The 21,011-nt window shown below is 63.0% G+C and carries 9 protein-coding genes; 4 read left to right on the top strand and 5 right to left on the bottom strand.

Annotation, left to right across the window (positions count from 1 at the left end; translation table 11 throughout):
- From ACKAMS_RS27205 to ACKAMS_RS27195, 3 genes are all read left to right on the top strand, one after another.
- Positions 1-12,505 (top strand): amino acid adenylation domain-containing protein (locus ACKAMS_RS27205; protein WP_408989830.1); only part of this gene is annotated, 12,505 nt, incomplete at its 5' end.
- 86 nt (positions 12,506-12,591) lie between these two features.
- Complete coding sequence (locus tag ACKAMS_RS27200; protein WP_046378652.1) at positions 12,592-13,614, top strand: alpha/beta hydrolase family protein; 1,023 nt, start codon at positions 12,592-12,594, stop codon at positions 13,612-13,614.
- A 102-nt stretch (positions 13,615-13,716) separates the two neighbouring features.
- Positions 13,717-14,553 carry a GNAT family N-acetyltransferase gene (locus ACKAMS_RS27195; protein WP_019748689.1) on the top strand — a complete coding sequence of 279 codons (837 nt, stop codon included), beginning with the start codon at positions 13,717-13,719 and terminating at the stop codon, positions 14,551-14,553.
- A 10-nt stretch (positions 14,554-14,563) separates the two neighbouring features.
- On the opposite strand, the gene ACKAMS_RS27190 is transcribed toward ACKAMS_RS27195, so the two are convergent.
- The 5 genes from ACKAMS_RS27190 to ACKAMS_RS27170 form a co-directional block, all read right to left on the bottom strand.
- On the bottom strand, positions 14,564-16,030 hold the full coding sequence (locus tag ACKAMS_RS27190; protein WP_069147166.1) for an FAD-dependent oxidoreductase: 1,467 nt from the start codon (positions 16,028-16,030) through the stop codon (positions 14,564-14,566).
- An 87-nt stretch (positions 16,031-16,117) separates the two neighbouring features.
- The gene (locus ACKAMS_RS27185; protein ID WP_003944075.1) at positions 16,118-16,579 is read right to left on the bottom strand and encodes a carboxymuconolactone decarboxylase family protein; all 462 of its coding nucleotides are present in this window, start codon (positions 16,577-16,579) and stop codon (positions 16,118-16,120) included.
- Positions 16,576-17,520: an NAD(P)-dependent oxidoreductase gene (locus tag ACKAMS_RS27180; protein WP_080910676.1), complete on the bottom strand. Its 945-nt coding sequence runs from the start codon at positions 17,518-17,520 to the stop codon at positions 16,576-16,578. The genes ACKAMS_RS27185 and ACKAMS_RS27180 overlap by 4 nt, the downstream gene beginning before the upstream one ends.
- On the bottom strand, positions 17,517-18,266 hold the full coding sequence (locus ACKAMS_RS27175; RefSeq protein ID WP_317832667.1) for an SDR family oxidoreductase: 750 nt from the start codon (positions 18,264-18,266) through the stop codon (positions 17,517-17,519). Before ACKAMS_RS27175 ends, ACKAMS_RS27180 begins: the two co-directional genes overlap by 4 nt.
- A gap of 61 nt (positions 18,267-18,327) precedes the next feature.
- Positions 18,328-19,794, bottom strand: coding sequence for an aldehyde dehydrogenase (locus ACKAMS_RS27170; RefSeq protein ID WP_317832669.1), 1,467 nt, complete (start codon positions 19,792-19,794; stop codon positions 18,328-18,330).
- 243 nt (positions 19,795-20,037) lie between these two features.
- On the opposite strand from ACKAMS_RS27170, the gene ACKAMS_RS27165 reads away from it, so the two are divergent.
- Positions 20,038-20,895: a mycofactocin-coupled SDR family oxidoreductase gene (locus ACKAMS_RS27165; RefSeq protein WP_317832671.1), complete on the top strand. Its 858-nt coding sequence runs from the start codon at positions 20,038-20,040 to the stop codon at positions 20,893-20,895.
- Positions 20,896-21,011 lie beyond the last annotated feature (116 nt).

Here is a 21,011-nt window from a genome sequence, read left to right as displayed (position 1 = left end):
TGTGGGGCGCACGGTTTTTCTGGTGAAGGTGCGGGGGCAGCGGGTGGAGTTGGGTGAGGTGGAGGCGGTGTTGGCTGCTCAGGTGGGGGTGGCTGGTGCGGTGGTGGTGTTGCGGTCGGGTGTGGGTGGGGATTTTTTGGTGGGGTTTGTGGTGGGTGAGGTGGGTGTGGTGGTCGATGAGGTGGTGGTGTTGGAGGGGGTGCGGAGGTCTCTTCCGGGGTTCATGGTGCCGTCGGTGGTGGTGGTGTTGGGGGAGTTTCCGGTGACGGTGCATGGGAAGTTGGACCGTAAAGCCCTCCCGGACACTACTTTTACAGCCGCGGACTATCGGACGCCGAGCACACGGGCCGAAGTTATGGTCGCTCGAGCCATCGCCGAGGTGCTCGATCTCGACCAGGTGGGCGCCGACGACAATTTCTTCGAATTGGGTGGAGACTCGCTCAGCGCCACTCGCGTCGCAGCGCGCATCAGATTCGAATCGAGCACGAATGTCGGGGTGAAGGCCTTGTTCGACACTCCCGTGGTCGCTGATCTGGCGGCATCGATCGATCAGCTGCAAGCTGTGCTGCGAGGTTCAGGGCTGGAAGGTTCGGGGCCGGAAGGTTCGAGGATTTCAGAAATCGCGGGTAAGACCCGGCCAGAACATATTCCGCTATCGCTCTCACAGGCGCGCATGTGGTTCGTCAACCAGTTCGACACCTCGTCTCCGCTTTACAACATCCCCGTCGCACTACAACTGGACGGCTTCCTGGATTCGGGTGCGCTCCAAGCCGCACTGGGTGATGTGGTGGAACGGCACGAAACCCTTCGAACGATCTTCCCGACGTCCGCGAACGGGCCCCACCAGGTGATCGCCGAACCAGCGCTCGCTGCTCCTCGAATCCACCCCGTCCCGATTTCCGGTGAGCGGCTTTTTACGGATTTGCACGCGTTCTTCGACGTCGGATTCGATGTGGCCGAAGAGTTCCCGCTGCACGTGAGGTTACTCCGAATCGGGCCGGAGCAGCATGTTCTTGCGATCGTCGTCCACCACATCGCCGCGGACGGTTTCTCGATGGCGCCACTGGCACGTGACCTGATGCGCGCCTATACATCCCGTGCTCAGGAGCAGAATCCGGACTGGGAGCCACTGCCCATCCAGTATGCCGACTACAGTCTGTGGCAGCGGGAGATCCTCGACGCAGAAGTTGGTCCGGGAACGTCGACGTCGGATGAATTCGATTACTGGACAGCGAAGCTGTCGGATATTCCAGAAGTCTTGCCGCTCCCTCTCGATCGACCACGAACGCCGAAACGGTCTACCGAGGGCGCGGTGGTTTCGATGGACTTCTCACCCGAGATCCATCGAGTTTTGACCGACCTCGCACACCAGAATGCTGCGTCCCTGTTCATGGTGATGCATGCGGCGCTCGCGGTGTTGCTGGCACGGCTTTCGGCGTCGGACGACGTAGTGATCGGCACTCCGGTCGCAGGGCGCGGTGCTTCGGTGTTCGACGATGTGGTCGGGATGTTCGTCAATACGCTCGTGCTTCGCACACCCGTCGAATCCGGAGCAACCTTTGCCGAGGTGTTGGCCGCGGTGCGGTCAACGGATCTCGGTGCACTCGACCATGCAGACATTGCCTTCGAGAGGTTGGTGGATCACCTCTCGCCCGACCGTTCCACCGCGCATTCACCCCTCTTTCAAGTACTCCTCGAATTCCAGACCGATACGGGACTGAGCTTCGAATTGCCGGAACTGACGGCTCGCTCGCTCGACATCGATCTCGCGGTTGCAAAATTCGATCTACAACTGAGTGTGATGGAACACGTCGACGAGCACGGTGGGCCGGCCGGTATCAGCGCCGGTTTCCGTTATGCAACAGATATTTTCGATCGAGTATCGGTGACGCGCATCGCGGAGCGCTTCGAGAGAGTGATCGGCGCCGTGATCGAGGATCCGTCGGCAGTCGTCGGCGACATCGACATACTTCTGGCCGGCGAATACAGCGAGATGCTGGTTGCGCCATCGGCCTCGGCCTCGGGCTCGGCCTCGGTCTCGGGCGTCGGAACCCACGAGGATTCGCTGTCGGATCTCTTCGATCGTGCGGTGCTGACGTCCGGTGATGCCGTGGCGGTGCGCTGCGACGGATTGTCCGTCACCTACCGCGAACTCGACGAGCGAGCAAACCGCCTCGCTCGACTGTTGGTGGCTCAGGGTGTGGTGCCGGAAACCCTGGTGGCAGTCGCGATGACCCGCTCGATCGACCTGGTGGTGGCATTGCTGGCGGTGGTGAAGGCGGGTGGCGGATACCTACCGGTGGACCTGACTTCTCCGGTCGACCGGGTGGACTTCGTGCTGCGTGACTCCGCGCCGAAGTGTGTGCTGACCACTGGGGCCGACGGCGCCGACATACGAGACAGTGACGCAATCGCAGACAACGAGATTCCAGTGATTGCCGTGGACGACCCGGCGATTCTCGAAGCGCTGCTTAGGAGTTCTCCGTTTCCGGTGACCGACCAAGACCGGCTGCGACCGCTCCGACCCGATTCGGTGGCCTACGTGATTTACACCTCGGGGTCTACTGGGCGTCCGAAGGGGGTGCAGGTTTCCCACCGCAGTGTCGTGACGTTGCTGGCAAACACCGGAGCGCTCTTCGGCTTCGGCAGCGGCGATGTGTGGACGATGTTCCATTCCGAGGCATTCGACTTCTCGGTCTGGGAAATGTGGGGCGCACTCGCACACGGTGGCCGGCTGGTGCTGGTCGACTACTTCACGGCCCGTTCACCAGAGGCATTCCTCGAATTGCTACGGCACGAACGTGTCACGGTGCTCAATCAAACTCCCACTGCCTTCTATCAATTGGCGGAAGCCGACCGGCGTATCGGGAGCGCGGCCCTGTCATTGCGCTACGTGATCTTCGGTGGAGAAGCCCTCGACTTCGGACAGTTGACGCGCTGGTACGCCCGCCATGGGACGTCGTCACCAGATCTGGTCAACATGTACGGCATCACGGAGACCACGGTGCACGTCAGCCACCTACCGCTCGATCGTGAGCTGGCGCGTGACGGATCGGCCTCGGTGATCGGTCGGGCGTTGCCCGGATTGCGTGTGTATGTGTTGGATCAGCGGTTGCACCCGGTGCCGCCCGGTGTGGTGGGTGAACTGTATGTCTGCGGCGATCAGGTTTCACGCGGATACCTCGGCCGGTCCGGTCTGACCTCCGCGCGGTTCATTCCCGATCTCACCGTCAGTGGGGCGCGTATGTATCGATCCGGTGACCTGGGGCGCTGGAACGACAGCGGGCAGCTGGAGTACCTCGGACGAAACGATCTGCAGGTGCAGGTGAAGGGGTACCGAATCGAACTCGGCGAGGTGGAGGCTGCGCTGCTCTCCGGAGTGGGCGTGTCTCAGGCGGCGGTCGTGGCTCGCAGAGACCGGTTGGTGGGCTACGTGGTGCCGGAGGCCGTTGCCACTGTCTCTCCGGCGGCGTTGCTCGAGTATCTCTCACAGAGGTTGGCGGCACACATGGTCCCCGCTGTCGTGACGGTTCTCGAGGCGTTGCCGCTGACGGTGAACGGCAAACTCGACCGGAAAGCGTTGCCTGAACCTGACTTCGGGCTACAGACAACCGTGAGTCGTGGCCCCGCCTCCGAGACGGAAAGCATCCTTGCGGGCCTGTTCGCCGAGGTTCTGGGACTCGGCGAGGTGGGGGTCGACGATTCGTTCTTCACTCTCGGCGGTGACTCGATCATGTCCATCCAGTTGGTGACGCGAGCCAAGTCTGCCGGAGTTTTGATCTCACCGCGCGAGGTATTCGAACGCAAAACCGTTGCGGCGCTGTCCGAGACGGCCGGTACGTCTGGCGGTCACGCTGTTCTCGACGAGTTGCCCGGTGGCGGCGTCGGGGAGATCGAGTTGACACCGATCGCGGAATGGATGCTCGATCGCGGCGGAGACTTTCGGCGGTACTCACAATCTGTTCTCCTCGCGGTTCCTGCCACGCTCGACGAGGTCACGCTGACACAGGCGATGCAGGCCGTGCTGGACCACCACGACATCCTCCGCGCGGGCATCCGGGCGACGCTGCATCCTGAATCCGCTCGGCGGATGGACGTTGCGCCAGCAGGTACGGTGCGGGCGGAGACCGTCGTACGCCACGCGAGCCTGGAGGGTGCTGCCGCGGAGACGGTCTCGGCTGAACTCGACGCAGCTCTGGGGCGGCTCGACCCGGAGACAGGTGTGATGGTGCAGGCAGTCCTGCTCGACACCGACGGACAGATTCAAAAGGAAGGACAGCGCCAGAAACGGTTGCTACTGGTAGCGCACCATCTGGTGACGGACGGTGTTTCCTGGCGAATCCTGATCCCCGATCTTGCACTTGCTTGTGCGCAGGTGCAATCAGGCGTCGACCCGTCACTGGCTCCGGTCGGGACCTCGATGCGTCGATGGGCACGTGGCCTCGTCGACGCCGCGCGCGAGCCGGATCGGGTTGCTGAACTCGACTATTGGCGAGAGGTGCTCGCGGGTCCAGATCCGACTCTGGGTGTGCGCGCCCTGACGAAGAGGGACACCGCCTCGGCCACCACCGACATCGAAGTACGAGTTCCCACGGCATTGACCGATGCCGTGTCGACGACAGTGCCGCAGGCGATTCACGGGAGCGTCGAGGACGGGTTGTTGACGGCTTTGGCTCTTGCGATGGTCCGCTGGCATAGGGAGCGCGGGATCGAAAATCCGGAGACATTGATCAGCCTCGAGGGACACGGACGCGAGGAACAGGTGGTTCCCGGGGCAGATCTTGCTCGCACAGTGGGATGGTTCACGTCGATCTTCCCGGTGCGGATCGATCTGAGCGGAGTGGATCCGATCGACGCCTTCGCCGGCGGCCCGGCCGCGGGCGTCGCTGCCAAGGCCGTCAAGGAACAACTCCGGGCGGTGCCGGACCGCGGCATCGGCTTCGGGTTGCTGCGCTATCTGAACCGCGAAACGGCACACACCCTTTCGCAACTTCCGGAGCCCCAGATCAGTTTCAACTACCTCGGACGCGTCGGTGGATCCGAGGCCGACGCTTCAGCGGGATGGGTACCGATCCGCGACGAGAACTTGCGGACGGTTACGGCCGTCGATCTCCCACTCGCCGGCGTCCTCGAGGTCAACGTGATGACCGTCGACGACAGCGACACCGACAACAGTGATACCGAGGACGGCCCGCAGCTCGTTGCCAGCTGGACGTTCCCACCGGACATTCTGGGCGCGGATGATGTTCGGCAACTGGCGCAGTGGTGGCTCGACGCATTGGTCGGGCTCGGAGAGTACGCGACGGACAGCGGCGGATTCACACCCTCGGACTTCGATCTGGTCGATCTTCGACAGGACGCGGTCGACGACCTCGAAAGCCGGTGCCCCGACCTGACCGACGTATGGTCGCTCTCTCCATTGCAAGCGGGGTTGTTGTTCCATGCCGAACTGGCCGAACGATCGGTCGACGCATACCTCGTACAAGTGGCTCTCGATCTAGCCGGCGCAGTCGATTCGGAGCGCCTGCGTCGCGCCGCCGACGCGCTGCTCCACAGGCATGAGAACCTGCGTACCGCCTTCCTTCACGGCGCGGACGGCCGTGCCGTCCAGGTGGTCCGAAGCGCCGTGGCAGCGCCGTGGCAGGAAATCGACCTCACTGGTGCAACAGATCAGGATCTTGATCGAGCACTGGCGGAGGACCGAGCGCGCCCGTTCGACATGGCGCAGGCGCCGTTGATCAGATTCACCCTGATTGCTCTCGCCCCCGAAAAGTTCACGCTGGTGCTCACCAACCATCACATCCTTCTGGACGGCTGGTCCATGCCACTGCTGATCCGGGAGTTGGCGACGCTCTATGCCGCTGACGGTGAAGTGGCGGCCTTGCCTCACGCGCGCGCGTATCGCGACTATCTGACCTGGATGAGCCGCCGCGATCAGCAAGCTTCTCGAGCTGTATGGGCGAGGACGCTGAGCGGAGTCGAAGGACCGACGCTGTTGGCTCCGGCGGTTCGATCTCGTCGACTCTCCACCATGGCGGCCGAGTGGGTGTTCGATCTGGACGAGGAGTTCACAACCTCACTTCGCGGGATGGCGCGTGAACTCGGACTGACGATCAACACAATTGTTCAGGCATCGTGGGGGATCGTCCTCGCTGCACTGACCGGGAGAGACGATGTGGTGTTCGGGGCGACGGTGTCGGGTCGACCTCCCGAGCTGACCGGGATCGAAACCATGATCGGGCTGTTCATCAACACAATTCCGGTCCGTATCACTCTGCGCCCGAGAGAAAGTATCGGCACACTCCTCGCGCGGATCCAGGCCGAGCAAGCAGAGCTGTCGGATCACCACTATCTCGGGCTTTCCGAGATCCAAGTAGCCACGGGGCCGGAGACCGGATTCGATACGTTGACTGTCTTCGAATCGTATCCCGTTGACCGTCAGGGGCTTTCGTCCGATACCGATATTGCGGGGATCCGGATCGCCGATGTCGAAGCCAAGGACGCTGCCCACTACCCGCTCAGCCTGGTGGCATCGGTCGACACCAGACTCCGCCTGAAATTCGAGTACCTACCCGAGGTTTTCGGTGCCGCCGACATCGAAGAGATCGCCGGACGACTGCATCGTGTACTCGAAGCGTGTGCCCAGCCGGATCGCCCCTTGGCTGTGGTGTCGGTGCTCGCCCCGTCCGAACGTGCCGAATTGGTGCCGGCCCGTGGCACGGCTGGTGGGTCGTCTCGCATCTTCCCCGAGATCTTCGACGCGGCAGCCCAGCGTGATCCGAACGCGCTCGCCGTGGAATCGGCGGACGGCAGCCTGACCTACGGCGAGCTGGACATCGTCTCCAATCGCATTGCTCGCGTGCTGGTCTCGCGAGGACTGGGAACCGAGGACTACGTAGCAGTCGGTGTCCCACGTTCTCTCACGTCCGTGGTGTCGATACTTGCCGTCGCCAAGACGGGCGCTGCTTTCGTGCCGATCGATCCCGCCTATCCCGACGAGCGGATCAATCACATGCTGATCGATTCGAAGGTCAGCTTCGGATTGACCACCACCGCGGGCCGAGATCGATTGCCCGATATCGCGGAGTGGCTGATTCTCGACGATCCGCATTTCACGAAGAAGTGCGAGGACTTCTCGGGGAGCCCGTTGACCGACAACGACCGACTCCGTCCGATCGGGTTGGATTCAGCTGCCTACGTGGTGTACACCTCGGGGTCGACCGGCGTGCCAAAGGGAGTCGTGGTCACACAGCGAGGGCTCGACAACTTCGCCCGAGACCAGGTCGAACGCTACGGCGCAACTCCACAATCACGCACGCTGCACTTCTCCACTCCGAGTTTCGACGGGTCGCTCTTCGAATATCTGCAGGCTTTCGGCGCCGGGGCGACGATGGTTATCGCTCCACCCGGGATCTACGGGGGCGAGGACCTGGCGCAGCTTCTGGCCGAGCACGCCGTCACGCACGCGTTCATCACCACGGCGGCATTGGCAACGGTGGACCCGGGTGGGCTGGAACAACTTTCGGAAGTCGTATTCGGGGGCGAGGCGTGCCCACCCGATCTCGTCGCTCGCTGGGCACCTGGCCGCCGCCTGTACAACGCGTACGGACCGACCGAAGCAACGATCATGTCCAACGTCAGTCCGCCCATGACCGCCGGGGAACGCATCACGATCGGTGGACCTGTCAGTGGCGTCAGTGAACTGGTGCTCGACGCTCGACTTCAAGCGGTTCCCGTCGGGGTCCCCGGCGAGCTGTATCTGGCCGGACCAGGCGTGGCGCGGGGATATCACCGAAGGCCGGGGTTGACGGCAGAGCGCTTTGTTGCCAATCCGGCCGACCCAGGAACGCGGATGTACCGCACCGGCGACATCGTGCGATGGACGGCGGACATGTGTGTCGAGTACGTCGGGCGAAGCGACTTCCAGGTCAAGGTTCGAGGCTTCCGTGTCGAACTCGGTGAGATCGACAGTGTGCTGATGGCGGAGCCCAACGTCGGATTTGCCGTTACGGTTGCCGATTCCGCCCCCACCGGAGACACCCGACTGGTGTCGTACGTCATGCCCACCGCGGGTCGACTGGACACCAGGCTCCTGATTCGCGCCGTGGCCCGGCGCTTGCCTTCGCACATGGTGCCTGCCGTTCTCACGGTGCTGGAGAACATACCATTGACCGCTGTCGGAAAAGTTGACCGTTCGGCATTGCCCAGCCCCGAAATCGAGACGACCACAGGGGATTTCCGTCCCCCTGTCGGCCCGGTCCAACAGGCAGTGTCGGACGTGTTCGCCGAGGTGCTCGGCCTCGAACGAGTCGGTACCGACATCAGTTTCTTCGAGCTCGGTGGAAATTCTCTGAGCGCCACTTCGGTCGCGGCGAGGCTACGGGCGGTGCTCGGAGCTACCGTCGGCGTGCGGGACCTGTTCGATACGCCGACGGTGGCCGAGTTGGCTACGGTGATCGACCAGTCGGTCGCCGAACGGTCGGAGCGACTGGAACCGCGCCCCCGACCCGACAACATCCCCTTGTCGTTTGCTCAGCAGCGGATGTGGTTCGTCAATCAACTCGACACCAGTTCTCCTGCATACAACATTCCGCTCGTGGTGCGGTTGAGCGGTGAACTCGACAAACCGGCCTTGAGATCAGCGATGTCCGATGTCATCGCCCGCCACGAATCGCTGCGAACGATGTTCCCGGTCCACGGCGACGGACCGGTCCAGCACATCGTGCCCACCGAAAGCGCCGCGCTGCCACAACTGGCCGAGACATCGGTGACCGACGAACATCATCTCCGTGACGAGCTTGCCCGAATGGTCTCGGCCGGTTTCGACGTCGCCGCACGAATTCCCCTGCGGGCAGCGTTGTTCACCATCGATGAGCGCGAACACGTACTTGCCGTAGTGGTGCACCACATCTCGGCTGACGGCTTCTCGATGTCTCCACTGACCCGAGACGTGATGATTGCATACGAGGCCCACGCGTACGGCAGGGAACCCCAGTGGACGCCGCTTCCAGTCCAGTACGCCGACTTTGCGCTCTGGCAACGGGAGATTCTGGGCTCCGGCGACGACCCTGGGTCGGTGATCACCGAGCAGTTGGCTTACTGGCGACGCGCACTGTCAGGCGCTCCCGACCTCTTGGAACTTCCCCTCGATCGAGACCGGCCGACACAACAGAGTTTTCACGGCTCGCGGATTCACTTCTCGATCAGCAGTGATCTTCACCGCCGTATCCGAGACGTGTCGAGGCAGCAAGAGTCCACTGCATTCATGACTGTGCATGCAGCGCTCGCGCTCTTGCTGGCACGTTTGGGCAGCACCGACGACATCGTGATCGGAACGCCGATCGCCGGCCGGGGAGATCGTGCCCTCGATGATCTGGTCGGCATGTTCGTCGGCACGCTCGCACTGCGCACACAGGTCGACCCGGCTCAATCGTTCCGGGAGTTGGTTGCGCATTGCCGCGAAGTCGACCTCGCCGCGTTCGCGCATTCCGACGTTCCCTTCGAGCGGGTAGTGGACGCGGTCGGGCCGAAACGGTCGAGCGCCTATGCACCGATTTCCTCGGTGTCGCTGGAATTCCAGAACAACGATCGGCCGATTCTGAAGCTGGCGGGACTGGAAGTCCGCGGGATCGACCCAGAACTCGAGGTAGTGAAGGTAGACCTGGAATTCCTCCTCGCCGAAGAGTACGACGATCGCGGTGCACCGGGAGGAATGAGCGGAGCCGTCGACTTTGCCACCGATCTCTTCGACCCCGGTACGGTCAGCGGGTTTGCCGACATGTTCGTTCGTGTACTCGAGGCCGTGACCCGGAATCCGCAGGTACCGATCGGTGACATCGATCTACTCGGCGATCTTGAACGTCGCGAGTTGACGCCGGCGCATGGGCTCCCCGAAGTACCTCCGAAATTGTGGCCTGAGTTGTTGGCGGACGCCGTGGCGATCGATCCGGACTCGGTGGCCCTGTCGCTCGAGAACCGGCAGCTCAGTTATCGCGACCTGGACGAGTGGTCGAATCGTGTTGCCCGGGAGTTGTGCGGTCGCGGTGTGGGCCCGGAGACCTTCGTGGCACTGGGAATGCCTCGCTCGATCGAATCGGTGGTGGCGATCTGGTCGGTGACCAAAGCCGGAGCGGCTTTTGTGCCTGTCGATCCGGCCTATCCGCGCGAGCGCGTCGAATACATGCTCGCCGATTGCCGAGCCTCGCTCGGTTTGACCGTTCAGTCCAGCCGAACTCACCTACCCGACGTTGTTCCCTGGCTGGAACTCGACGACCCACAATTCGCCCGGCGGGTAGCCGCGCTGTCGCCGGAACCGATCACCGATGACGATCGAACCGGTGAACTGAACCTCGATCATCCGGCCTACCTGATCTACACCTCGGGATCTACGGGGAAACCCAAGGGAGTGAACATTACTCATCGAGGTTTGGCGAGCTTCACGGCCGAAACTCGTGAGAGGTTCGAGGTCACTCACGACTCTCATGTCTCACAGTTGGCATCGCCGAGTTTCGACGCTTCCATCTTCGAGTTGACGATGGCATTCAGCGCCTCGGCGCAAGTCGTGATCGTTCCGCCTGCTGTGTACGGTGGCGCCGAATTGGCCGATGTTTTCCGGCGCGAGCAGGTCACTCATGCCACCATTACACCGACCGCGCTGGCGGCGTTGGGGGACAACGGTTTCGAGGCGCTCCGTGTTCTCGATCTGGTGGGCGAGGCCTGCCCGCCGGAGGTCGTCGCGCAATGGGCGCCGGGTCGGAGGCTGCACAACGGCTACGGCCCGACTGAAACCACCGTGCAGGCGAGTGTCAGCGATTCGATGAAACCCGGTGCGGGAGTGAACATCGGCTCGCCGGCAGTGGGCTTCGGCTTCCTGGTGCTGGACGAGCGTTTGCAGCCCGTACCGGTGGGCGTGCCGGGGGAGTTGTACATCATCGGCCCAGGTATGGCACGTGGGTACCATAATCGGGCGTCGCTCACGTCGGAACGATTTGTCGCTTGCTTGTACGGGTCGCCGGGGCGCCGGATGTACCGCACCGGAGATGTCGTGCGTTGGCGTGAATCCGGCGGTGACAGTGCCAAAATCGTTGGTTCCGGCGATGGAGTGCATCACACACTCGAATACATCGGGCGCAGCGACTTCCAGGTCAAGGTCCGTGGTTTTCGGATCGAACTCGGGGAAATCGATGCAGTTCTCTCACGCCATCCGTCGGTGGACTTCGCCGCAACTGTCGGCTACACGGGACCGTCGGGTGAAACGGTCCTGGTGTCGTACGTGCGTACGTCAGCTGCCGACGCCTCGAACAGCGACGAGATACGGGCGTACGCAGCCGACCGCCTTCCCTCGCACATGGTTCCGTCGGCAGTGGTATTTCTCGAGCGGATTCCGATGACACCGGTGGGCAAGCTCGACCGAAAGGCTCTACCGGAACCCGAATTCAGTTCGGTTGCAGCCGAGTTCCGCGAGCCGGTCACCGACACCGAGCGCGCCGTGGTCGACTCGTTTGTCGAGGTTCTGGGTGTCAGCCGGGTGAGCACTACCGACAGCTTCTTCGACCTGGGCGGGTCCTCCCTGGTAGCCACCCGAATCGTCAGCGCACTGCACTCCCGTTTCCAACGCAGAATTCCGCTTCAGTGGATGTTCCTCGACCCGACACCCGCTGGAATCGCTCGACGCCTCGACATGCCGACAGTGGACGCCGGCATGGAAGAGCTTCTCGCCGTGGTTGTTCCGCTGCGGACAGAAGGAAGTGGGAGACCGCTGTTCTGTGTGCACCCTGGTATCGGCCTGTCATGGGGGTACGCCGGCTTGGTGCGGTATCTGCCCGAGGACCGACCGGTGTACGGACTTCAGCTACCCGCACTCAGCGACGACGGTGACTATCAGTCGATCGAACAGTTGGCGCATCGCTACGTCGAAGAGATGGAAGCCGTTTCGCCGGACGGGCCGTACGACTTGCTCGGTTGGTCCCTCGGCGGAGTCATCGCGCACGCCATGGCCGTCGAACTGCAATCGTCCGGCCGCGAAGTTGCCACACTGACGATGATGGACAGCTACCCCGACAACGGCGATGCCTCTGCGTCAGCCGCACTCGACGTCCGAGACCTACTGCGAGGACTCGGCCTCGAGATCGAGACCGACCGAGATCTGACCTTCGACGAGGCGGCGGCCGTGCTGGCCCGGAGGCTCGGGCCCGAGACGGGAGTCGACGGTCGGGACCTCGAGCGGATTGCCAGAGGGTACGAGACTTCGCAGAGAATCACGCACCAGTTCGTTCCCCAGATCTACGAGGGAGACCTGCTGATCTTCCCGGCTGACGGAAAAGACGACAGGATTCCGCGGGAGAGGTCGCCACAGGAATGGCGTCCGCTCGTGACAGGCCGGATCGTGGAGGTACCGGTGCGATGCGGACACAACGAGATGATCGAGGCACCGGCCATGGCGGTCATCGGACCGGAGATGGCTCGGGTGCTCTCGATGTTTTCCGGATACTCCGAACGGGCATGACAACTTGAAGCCACCGAGCCGCACGCCCGTGAAGCGAGCGCCACCGAGCTGTTGCCGGGCACCGCAATCGAGCACGAGGAGCGGCAATGAGAAGGATCGGACGTACTCGGGCGATACTGGTCGTCGCCCTCGTCGCATGGACGGGATTGTTCGGTGAAGCGGCGCTTGCCTCGGCTGATCAGGCGCGAACATCCCCTCCAGACAGTTCAGCTCTCGATCACGTCGAGGAAATCAACGCCCGTCAGCTGACGATGTACGTCTACTCCGCTGCAATGGACAAGGTGATCCCACTCGAGGTGATTCGGCCGGCAGACACGAGTGCGCCCCGGCCGACTCTCTACCTGCTCAACGGCGCGGGCGGAGGCGAGGACACGGCGACGTGGCAGACACGCACAGACGTCGTCGACTTCTTCGGCGACAAGAACGTCAACGTCGTCAACCCGATCGGCGGTGCCTACAGCTACTACACCGACTGGGAGAAGCCCGATCCTGTTCTCGGGCTGAACAAGTGGACCACGTTCCTCACCGAGGAGTTGCCACCGATCGTCGATGCCACGCTCGGGACTACGGGTGTGAATGCCGTTGCCGGATTGTCGATGGCAGGTACCTCGGTTCTGAGCCTGGCCGAGGCGGCGCCATCCGTTTACCGTGCCGTCGGTGCTTTCAGCGGGTGCGCCGAGACGAGTACTCAACCCGGTCAGGACTACGTGAGATTCGTGGTCGGATTCCGCGGCGGCAACGTGGACAACATGTGGGGTCCTCCCGGCGGTCCGGGCTGGGTAGCCAACGATCCTGTGGTCAACGCCGAGAGATTGCGGGGGGTCGACCTCTACATCAGCAATGGATCGGGCCTGCCCGGCCCACACGAGAATCTGGGGGGACCGATGGTCAACGGCGACCTCGGCGTTCTGGCGAACCAGGTGATCGTGGGTGGAGTCATCGAGGCCGGGACGAACCAGTGCACCCAGCGTTTGGCCGAGCGGCTCGACTCCCTGGGCATCCCGGCCACCTATGATTTCCGGGCAACCGGCACTCACTCCTGGGGTTATTGGCAGGACGATCTTCACAACTCGTGGTCGATGATTGCCGAGTCGATCGGTGCGCGTTAGCCGGTGAACCCGAGGATCGGCGGCTGAGTTGTTTCTCACTTCGGGGCCCGCTCGCCCCACCTAGCCGACCGAACTGCAGGTCAGCGGCGTTATAGTCGCCCTATGAGTTCAGAAACACTCGCGCCCCTCGACACCGATGTACTTGCGCGCAGGTTTGCGTGCCTTGGTGATCCGACGCGGCTGCGAGTGCTCCGACTCGCTGCCGGCGGTCCGATCGACGTCGACACGATTGCACACGCCGCATCACTCGAGCCGTCGGCGCTGAGTGCTCACCTCGAGGCCTTGATCGAGGTCGGTTTTGTCGAGGCTTCGGTGCGTGAAGGCACTTCGGTTGTCAGTGTTGCCGGAACGGCATACTCCGATCTGATGGCAGCGGCCGCCGTTGTGGCTGCGCGTGGCCCGGTCGAAGACACACTGGGAGTTCTTCCCGACGATGTGGTGCTTCGCCGCATGGAATCCGGCGACTGGGATGCCGTGCGCTCGATCTACCGAGAAGGAATCGACACCGGAACCGCGACGTTCACCACGTCGGTGCCGTCAGCCGAGAAGCTCGACGCGCAATGGTTGCCCGATCATCGATGGGTCGCCGAGATCGACGGCCGAGTCGAAGGCTGGGCGAGCCTGAGCCCGGTGTCCTCGCGTGATTGCTACCGAGGGGTCGCCGAGAACTCCATCTACATCGGTAGCGGTGCTCGCGGGCGCGGCGTAGGCAAGCTGCTGCTTCGCCGACAGGTGCAAGCCGCCGACGCCAGTGAGATCTGGACGGTGCAGTCGTCGATCTTCCCGGAGAACCGGGCGAGTGTCGCCTTGCATCAGGCCGTCGGATTCCGAATCGTCGGCACTCGCTCGCGTATCGCTCAACTCGGTGGCAGGTGGCGTGACACGTTGTTCCTCGAACGTCGCAGCGAGGATGCTGACATTGAGGATGCTGACATTTGATAAGAGACGCTCAGCCCTTGGCAGCGCTGATTCCCGCGCGTCGCCCGTAGAAGCTGCCGTCACCGAGGGACGTTCCGGAGGCGTATCCACCGGCGCAGACGCCGGCGGTGCAGCGTCCAGCGGCAAACAAACCCGGGATCGGTTCGCCGGAGACGTGGATGACCTCCGAGTTGATCGACGTGCGCAGGCCGCCGAGCGTGAATCCGGCGGTGAAATTGCGAAGGTCGAGCGCAGCGACGGGTGAGCCGATCGGCTTGACCCACTCCTTCTTCTTACCGAGTACCGGGTCTTCACCACGGGCGGCGTGCCGGTTGTAGACCTCGACGGTCGACTGAAGGGTGCCTTCCGGCAGGCCCATGTCGGATTCGAGTTCCTCGACGGTCTCGGCCACCCACTTGGGCTGGAATCTGAAGAACGGTGTGGAACTGTCGGCGGCGCAGCCCTCTTCGTAGGAAGCTTCGTCGATGATCAGGTAGGCCTGATTCTCGTTGCGCAGCAGCGTCTCCTGGCCGATTCTTCCCGGGTACGTGTCTTCGTTGACGTAGCGCTGGCCGCGTCCGTTGACCAGGATGCCGCGGATCATCAACTGGGGGTCGCCGAAGAATGCGACCTCGGTTGCGTCCATGTGTGCGAGGTCGGCGCCGAGTGCCTGCGCCATCTGGATGGCCTTGCCGTCGTGCTCTTCGATAGCCGCACCGGGGCGCCCGATCAGCCGTGGGGCGTACGACTGGATCATCGCTTCGTTGTAGGCGAAGCTTCCCGTCGCCAATACGACACCCGTGCGTGCTCGAACTGCCACTTCCTTGCCGTACTGCTTGGCGATGATGCCGACTACTCGATCTCCGTCGACGACCAGGCGCTGGACTCGCATGTCGTATTCTGCTCGTACGCCGAGGATTTCGGCCGTCTCGATCAGTGGCTTCATCAACATGAAACCACCGCCCTTCTCCCCGGTGCGCTTGCCGCTCATCTGCGGCACGTGCCCGCGAGGGGCCGGTGTCGCGATCGTGTTGAACGGTGCCGAGTTCTCGCCGCCGGAATACATGAGTCCGTCGTCGAAGGGTGTTTCCCAGCCGGGTTGGCCGTAGAAACTTTCCTTGAACGGCACACCGTTGTCGACGAGCCAGTTGTAGTGCTCGACGCTGCCTTCGCAGTAGTCGGTGATCTTCTCCTCGTCGGCGCCGGGCCCGAGTGCGGCCATCATGAATGATTTCATGTTGGCGGGGGAGTCCTCGAACCCGAGTGCCTGCTGCAACGGGGTCCCGCCGCCCAGATAGATGAATCCACCTGCCAGCGCCGCAGCGCCGCCCCAGCCGCTCGTGCGCTCGAGCACCAATACGTCGGCGCCCGCTCGCGCGGCCTCGATCGAAGCACTCACTCCGGCAATGCCGTAGCCGGCGACGACGACGTCAGCCTCGAAGTCCCACTGCTCAATGCTTGCGGCGGACTGCGGACGGATTGAGCTGGCCTCGGCCATGAATTCGGATCCTTCGTTCTTCTGGTTGGTTGGTGGGGGAATCGGTGGGTGTGATTGATGCCCTGATGGCAGTATCTCGACCGAAAGTCAGTCGGTGTCCGTTTTCGCGGAATCGGCCGCGGCCTTCTCCTTGGCGCGCGCGGCTTTACGTCTGTCGGCCTTCACGGCGATCAGCGCATTGTTGAGTCCGGTGGCCAGTGGCCAGCCGACGTAGTGGCACAGGAAGATCGCGGCCTCTTCGAACTGCTGCTCGGTCAACTCCTCGTTGTGGAGAGCAGCGTTGATCTGGATCTTTGCCACATCGTTCTGCCCCTGGGCGGTGATGGCACCGATCAGGAGTAGTCGTCGGTCACGCACCGACAGTCCCGGTCGCGTCCAGATGTCGGCAAAGAGGTGGTCGGCGGTGACCGCGAAGAAGTCGCCGGGAACGTCGGCGGGAAGCTCCCAGCCGTACACCTCGTTCATCTTCGCGACGCCACGAGCGCGGGCCTCGGAGATGCGGCTTTCGTCGGTTCCACCGGCATCGGTCATGTGAGTGGTGTCGGTCATGCGTGCTCCCGAGTAGTAGATGCCGAAGACGCCGTTGAAGGTTCGGCCAGCCTGTCTTCGCTGTCATTCCCGACGCCCAGACCGGCACCGAGTCCGGCGAGCGCAAGGTGCGCGAGCGGCAGGTCGAGATTCAGCCGATCACCGAGGTTGATGGCCAAGGCCAAGTCCTTCTCCCCGAGATTGCGAACATGCCGCAGTATCGAGAACCACGGGTCGTCCTCCGAGACCGGTGCGGTGGTGTCACGGAGCATGATCGCGCCCGCGCCACCAGTGATCGCATCGGTGTGCCTGACGACCTTTCCGAGCGTGCGGAGATCGAGTCCTGCTGCTTCGGCGAGTCGCGCGGCCTCGGTCGTGGCGGTGAACGAGACGAAGTGAAGAAGGTTGCGTGCGAGCTTCATTCGCGTTCCCGCGCCGACGTCACCGGCGTGAACCACCAGCTCGGCCCAGGATCCGAAGGGCTCGCGGACGGCTTCGAACGCAGCGTCGGAGCCGCCGATCATCACTGCCAGCCTGCCCTGCGCTGCGCCGCCGGCACCGCCACTGATCGGCGCGTCGACCAGCAGAACACCACGCTGTTGACAGATGTCAGCGAGTTCCACCGCCGTGGTGTCCGAGATAGTGGAGTGAATCGCGACGACAGTGCCTGGCTGTGCGGTCGACAGGATCCCGTGCGGCCCGCACACAACCTCGCGTACCTGCGCGTCGTCGAGCACCGTGACGGAGATGATGCTCGCCTGCGCTGCAACGTCGGCGGGCGTCGATGCCGCGCTCGCGCCCGCAGTGGTGAACGGTTCGAGCGCTTCTGCGCGGGCATCACACACCACCAGTCCTCCCGGCCAGTCCAGGAGGCGCTGCGCCATCGGCGCGCCCATGTTGCCTAGGCCGATGTATCCCAGTCTGGTTTTCGAAGCGCTGGCTTTCGGCGCCGATTCCGTCATGACCGGTACACCTGGCCTCCGTCGACGTTGAAGATCTGCCCGGTCACCCAGCCTGCGTCGTCGGAGAGAAGGAACAGGCACATGCCGACGAGATCCTCCGGCGTTCCCATGCGCTGCAACGGGATTCGCTTCACCATGTCCTTGACGATGTTGCCGGGGGTGACGGTTCGAGTCGCCTCCGTGTCGATGGGACCGGGAGCGATGGCGTTGATCCGGATGTTCGACCAGCCGAGTTCGGTCGCGAGTTGTTGTGTCAGGCTGTTGACGCCGGCTTTCGCGAGTCCGTAGTAATTCGAGTACAGCCAGGCTGCTGTGGAGGACTGGTTGACGATCGAACCGCCCTTCGCGCGCATATGAGGTACGACCGCCCGGCACACGTGCAATGCGCCGTCCATGTTGACGCTCATGAACTTTCGGTAGTAGTCCCAGTCCACCGTCAACAGGGAATCGATCTTCATTCCGCCGTAGATGGCAGCGTTGTTCACCAGATGCTCGATGCTACCGAACTGCTCGATCGTGAAGTCGGCAAGTGCCGCAGTCGACTGCCCGTCGGCGACGTCGACGTCCTTGAACACGGCACTTCCACCGTCCGCCGTGATCTGCTTGGCGACAGCTTCACCGAGTTCGCGATTGAGGTCCGCCACGACCACGTTGGCCCCCTCTGCAGCCAGAGCGCGGGCATATGCCTCTCCGATACCCTGCGCTGCTCCGGTGACTATCGCGGTGCGACCGTCGAAACGTCCCATGTCGACCTACTTTCGTGGTGATGATTCTGTGGTGAAGGTGTGGGGGTGAGGGTGTGGAATGTCAGGAAGGTGAAGCGACGAGCTTGGTTTCGAGGTATTCCTCGAAACCGGCGAGGCCCATTTCGCGGCCGATCCCGGATTGTTTGTAGCCGCCGAACGGTGCGTCGGCCGAATACCAGACGCCGCCGTTGACGCTCAGCGTTCCGGTTCTGACACCGGCAACGACGTGCGCGACGCGATCGGGATCGGCGCCCCACACCGACCCGGACAGGCCGTAGGGGGAATCGTTGGCAATCCGGATAGCGTCGTCGTCGTTGTCGTACGGAATGATCACGAGAACGGGCCCGAAAATCTCCTCCTGCGCTACGCGAGACGAGTTGTCCAGCCCGGCAATGAGAGTGGGTTCGACGAAGAAGCCGCTCTGGTGATCGTCGGGTCGGCCTCCACCCGTCACGATCGTGCCGCCCTCTTCGACCGCGAGGGCGAGGTAGCTCTCCACCCTGGTGCGCTGTCGCGCGGAGATGACCGGACCACACACCGTTCCGCGCGCGCTGGGGTCACCGGCTCGGATACCCGCCATCGCGGCGCAGGCCGCGGCCAGAGCATCTTCGTACCGAGCGCGCGGCACGAGAAGTCTGGTACTGAGTGCGCATCCCTGACCGGCATGAACGCACACGGAGAACGCGGCAACCGAGCATGCACCCTTGATGTCCGCGTCGTCGAGGACGATGAATGCGGACTTGCCCCCGAGTTCGAGGAAGACCTTCTTGAGGGTTTGCGCGGCCGTGGCCATCACCGTGCGTCCGGTGGCGGTGGAACCGGTGAAGGACACGAGATCGACGCGCGGATCGCTGCACAGCTGCGCGCCGAGAGAGTGATCTGTCGACGTCACCACGTTGACGACGCCCGCCGGGATCTCGGTTTCTTCTGCAATCACCTTGGCGACCAGCGCGGCGCACCAGGGCGTGTCCGGCGCGGGTTTGAGAACGATGGTGTTGCCGGCCGCGAGGGCGGGGCCGAGTTTGGCGAAATTGATCTGGTGCGGGAAGTTCCACGGTGTGATTGCGCCGACGACGCCGACCGCTTCCTTGAGCAGTCGGCGATGGGTCGGAATCCCCATGGGTGACGCGTGCCCGAGATCTTGTTCCCACGAATAGGTTTCGATCAGGTCAGCCCAGTAGCGAAGATCTTCGATCGGGCCTTCGAGTTGCGGACCGCTCGTCAGCATGACGGGTGCGCCGACCTCGGCGACGGTGATCTCACGCAACTCCTCGATGTGGGACTGGAGTGCGTCGCACAGTTGGCGCAGGCAGCGAGCGCGAAACCCGTGATCGCGTGCCCATTCGGTCTCGTCGAACGCACGGCGCGCCGCGGCAATGGCCGCGTCCATGTCCGCGGTGGTGCCTTCGGCCGCACGGCCGATCAGTTCCTCGGTGGCCGGGTTGAAAACTTCGAAGGTTCCACCGGATCCGGGAACCAGCTTTCCGTCGACGAGAAGTGCAGAACTGTCTGCGGGTCGAAGCGTCATAACGCGAACCCTCTCTTTCTGGACATGTGTCTGGACTCTAGTTCACACTCGTGGTTGAGGCAATGGTTTCTGGGGCATAAGAGATTTCGAGAGCGTCTCGGGATCTGGTTCGGTGAAAAGCGCCTCGTGTCCGGGGCGGCGCGGCTACGGTTCACCGCACATTCACAACCACGCCTTCACATCCACGCTTTCACATGCACGCCTTCACATACACGCCTTCACGTACACGGGAGAGAGGTCGAAATGAACAGAGTTGACGGAAAAGTGGTGCTGGTGACCGGTGCTGCTCGAGGTCAGGGGCGCAGTCATGCCGTTCATCTCGCACGGGAGGGCGCGCACATCATCGCCTTCGATCTGTGCGCAGACATCGCCAGCAACGAATACCCGCTCGCCAGTCCTGCCGATCTCGAGGAAACGGCTCGACTGGTGAAAGAGACCGGACAGCAGGTGGTGACGGCACGTGTCGACGTCCGCGATCGCGCCGGACTCGAAACGGCACTTGCCGAGGCGGTAGGTCAGTTGGGCGGATTGCATGTCGTCGTGGCGAACGCCGGTATCTGTCCGCTCGGCAAGCACGTGTCGACTGCCGGTTTCGTCGACGCGTTCGATGTGAACTTTCTCGGTGTCGTCAATACAGTGCACGCGTCGATGGAATACCTCGGCGAAGGGGGTTCGATCATCGCGATCGGCTCTGTTGCCGGTCTGGTGCCACAGACCGGATTCAACGGGCAGCAGGCGCTCCAGGGTCCGGGTGGCGACGGATACGGACTGGCCAAGAAGCTGATTCAGGCATATACCAGTTCGTTGGCACTGACTCTCGGGCCGAGTTCCATTCGCGTCAACGCGATTCATCCGACCAACGTGAACACCGACATGTTGCAGAGCATGCCGATGTACCGCACGTTCCGTCCCGACCTCGAGAATCCGACCGCCGAGGATGCGGCAGCGACGTTCCCGTTCATGCAGGCGATGCCGACCCCGTGGGTCGAGCCCGCGGACATCTCGCATGCGGTCGTGTACCTGTCCTCGGACGAGTCGCGATTCGTCACCGGCCAGCAACTGCGCGTGGACGCTGGTGCCGGGATGAAGATCGGTCTGTAGTAGAACTTTTCGCTTCGTGGCTGCCTGTGAGTGGTGAATTTTCGAAGTTTCCCCATTTCGTTGCCCTGGACAGGGTGCTGTAGTAACGTCCAGACACGTGTCCAGCAAACGGGGCG

It is taken from the genome of Rhodococcus sp. 5A-K4 (genome assembly GCF_046097995.1).
GTDB lineage: Bacteria > Actinomycetota > Actinomycetes > Mycobacteriales > Mycobacteriaceae > Rhodococcus_F > Rhodococcus_F erythropolis.
The sequence above is the reverse complement of the archived record's forward strand: the minus strand, read 5'-3'. Positions and strand labels throughout refer to the sequence as shown.

What these genes read in the sequence shown, in the direction of transcription:
- ACKAMS_RS27200 (WP_046378652.1), top strand. Translation starts at nt 12,592, where the DNA reads ATGAGAAGGATCGGACGTACTCGGGCGATACTGGTCGTCGCCCTCGTC.
- ACKAMS_RS27185 (WP_003944075.1), bottom strand. Translation starts at nt 16,579, where the DNA reads ATGACCGACACCACTCACATGACCGATGCCGGTGGAACCGACGAAAGC.
- ACKAMS_RS27195 (WP_019748689.1), top strand. Translation starts at nt 13,717, where the DNA reads ATGAGTTCAGAAACACTCGCGCCCCTCGACACCGATGTACTTGCGCGC.
- ACKAMS_RS27165 (WP_317832671.1), top strand. Translation starts at nt 20,038, where the DNA reads ATGAACAGAGTTGACGGAAAAGTGGTGCTGGTGACCGGTGCTGCTCGA.
- ACKAMS_RS27180 (WP_080910676.1), bottom strand. Translation starts at nt 17,520, where the DNA reads ATGACGGAATCGGCGCCGAAAGCCAGCGCTTCGAAAACCAGACTGGGA.
- ACKAMS_RS27175 (WP_317832667.1), bottom strand. Translation starts at nt 18,266, where the DNA reads ATGGGACGTTTCGACGGTCGCACCGCGATAGTCACCGGAGCAGCGCAG.
- ACKAMS_RS27170 (WP_317832669.1), bottom strand. Translation starts at nt 19,794, where the DNA reads ATGACGCTTCGACCCGCAGACAGTTCTGCACTTCTCGTCGACGGAAAG.
- ACKAMS_RS27190 (WP_069147166.1), bottom strand. Translation starts at nt 16,030, where the DNA reads ATGGCCGAGGCCAGCTCAATCCGTCCGCAGTCCGCCGCAAGCATTGAG.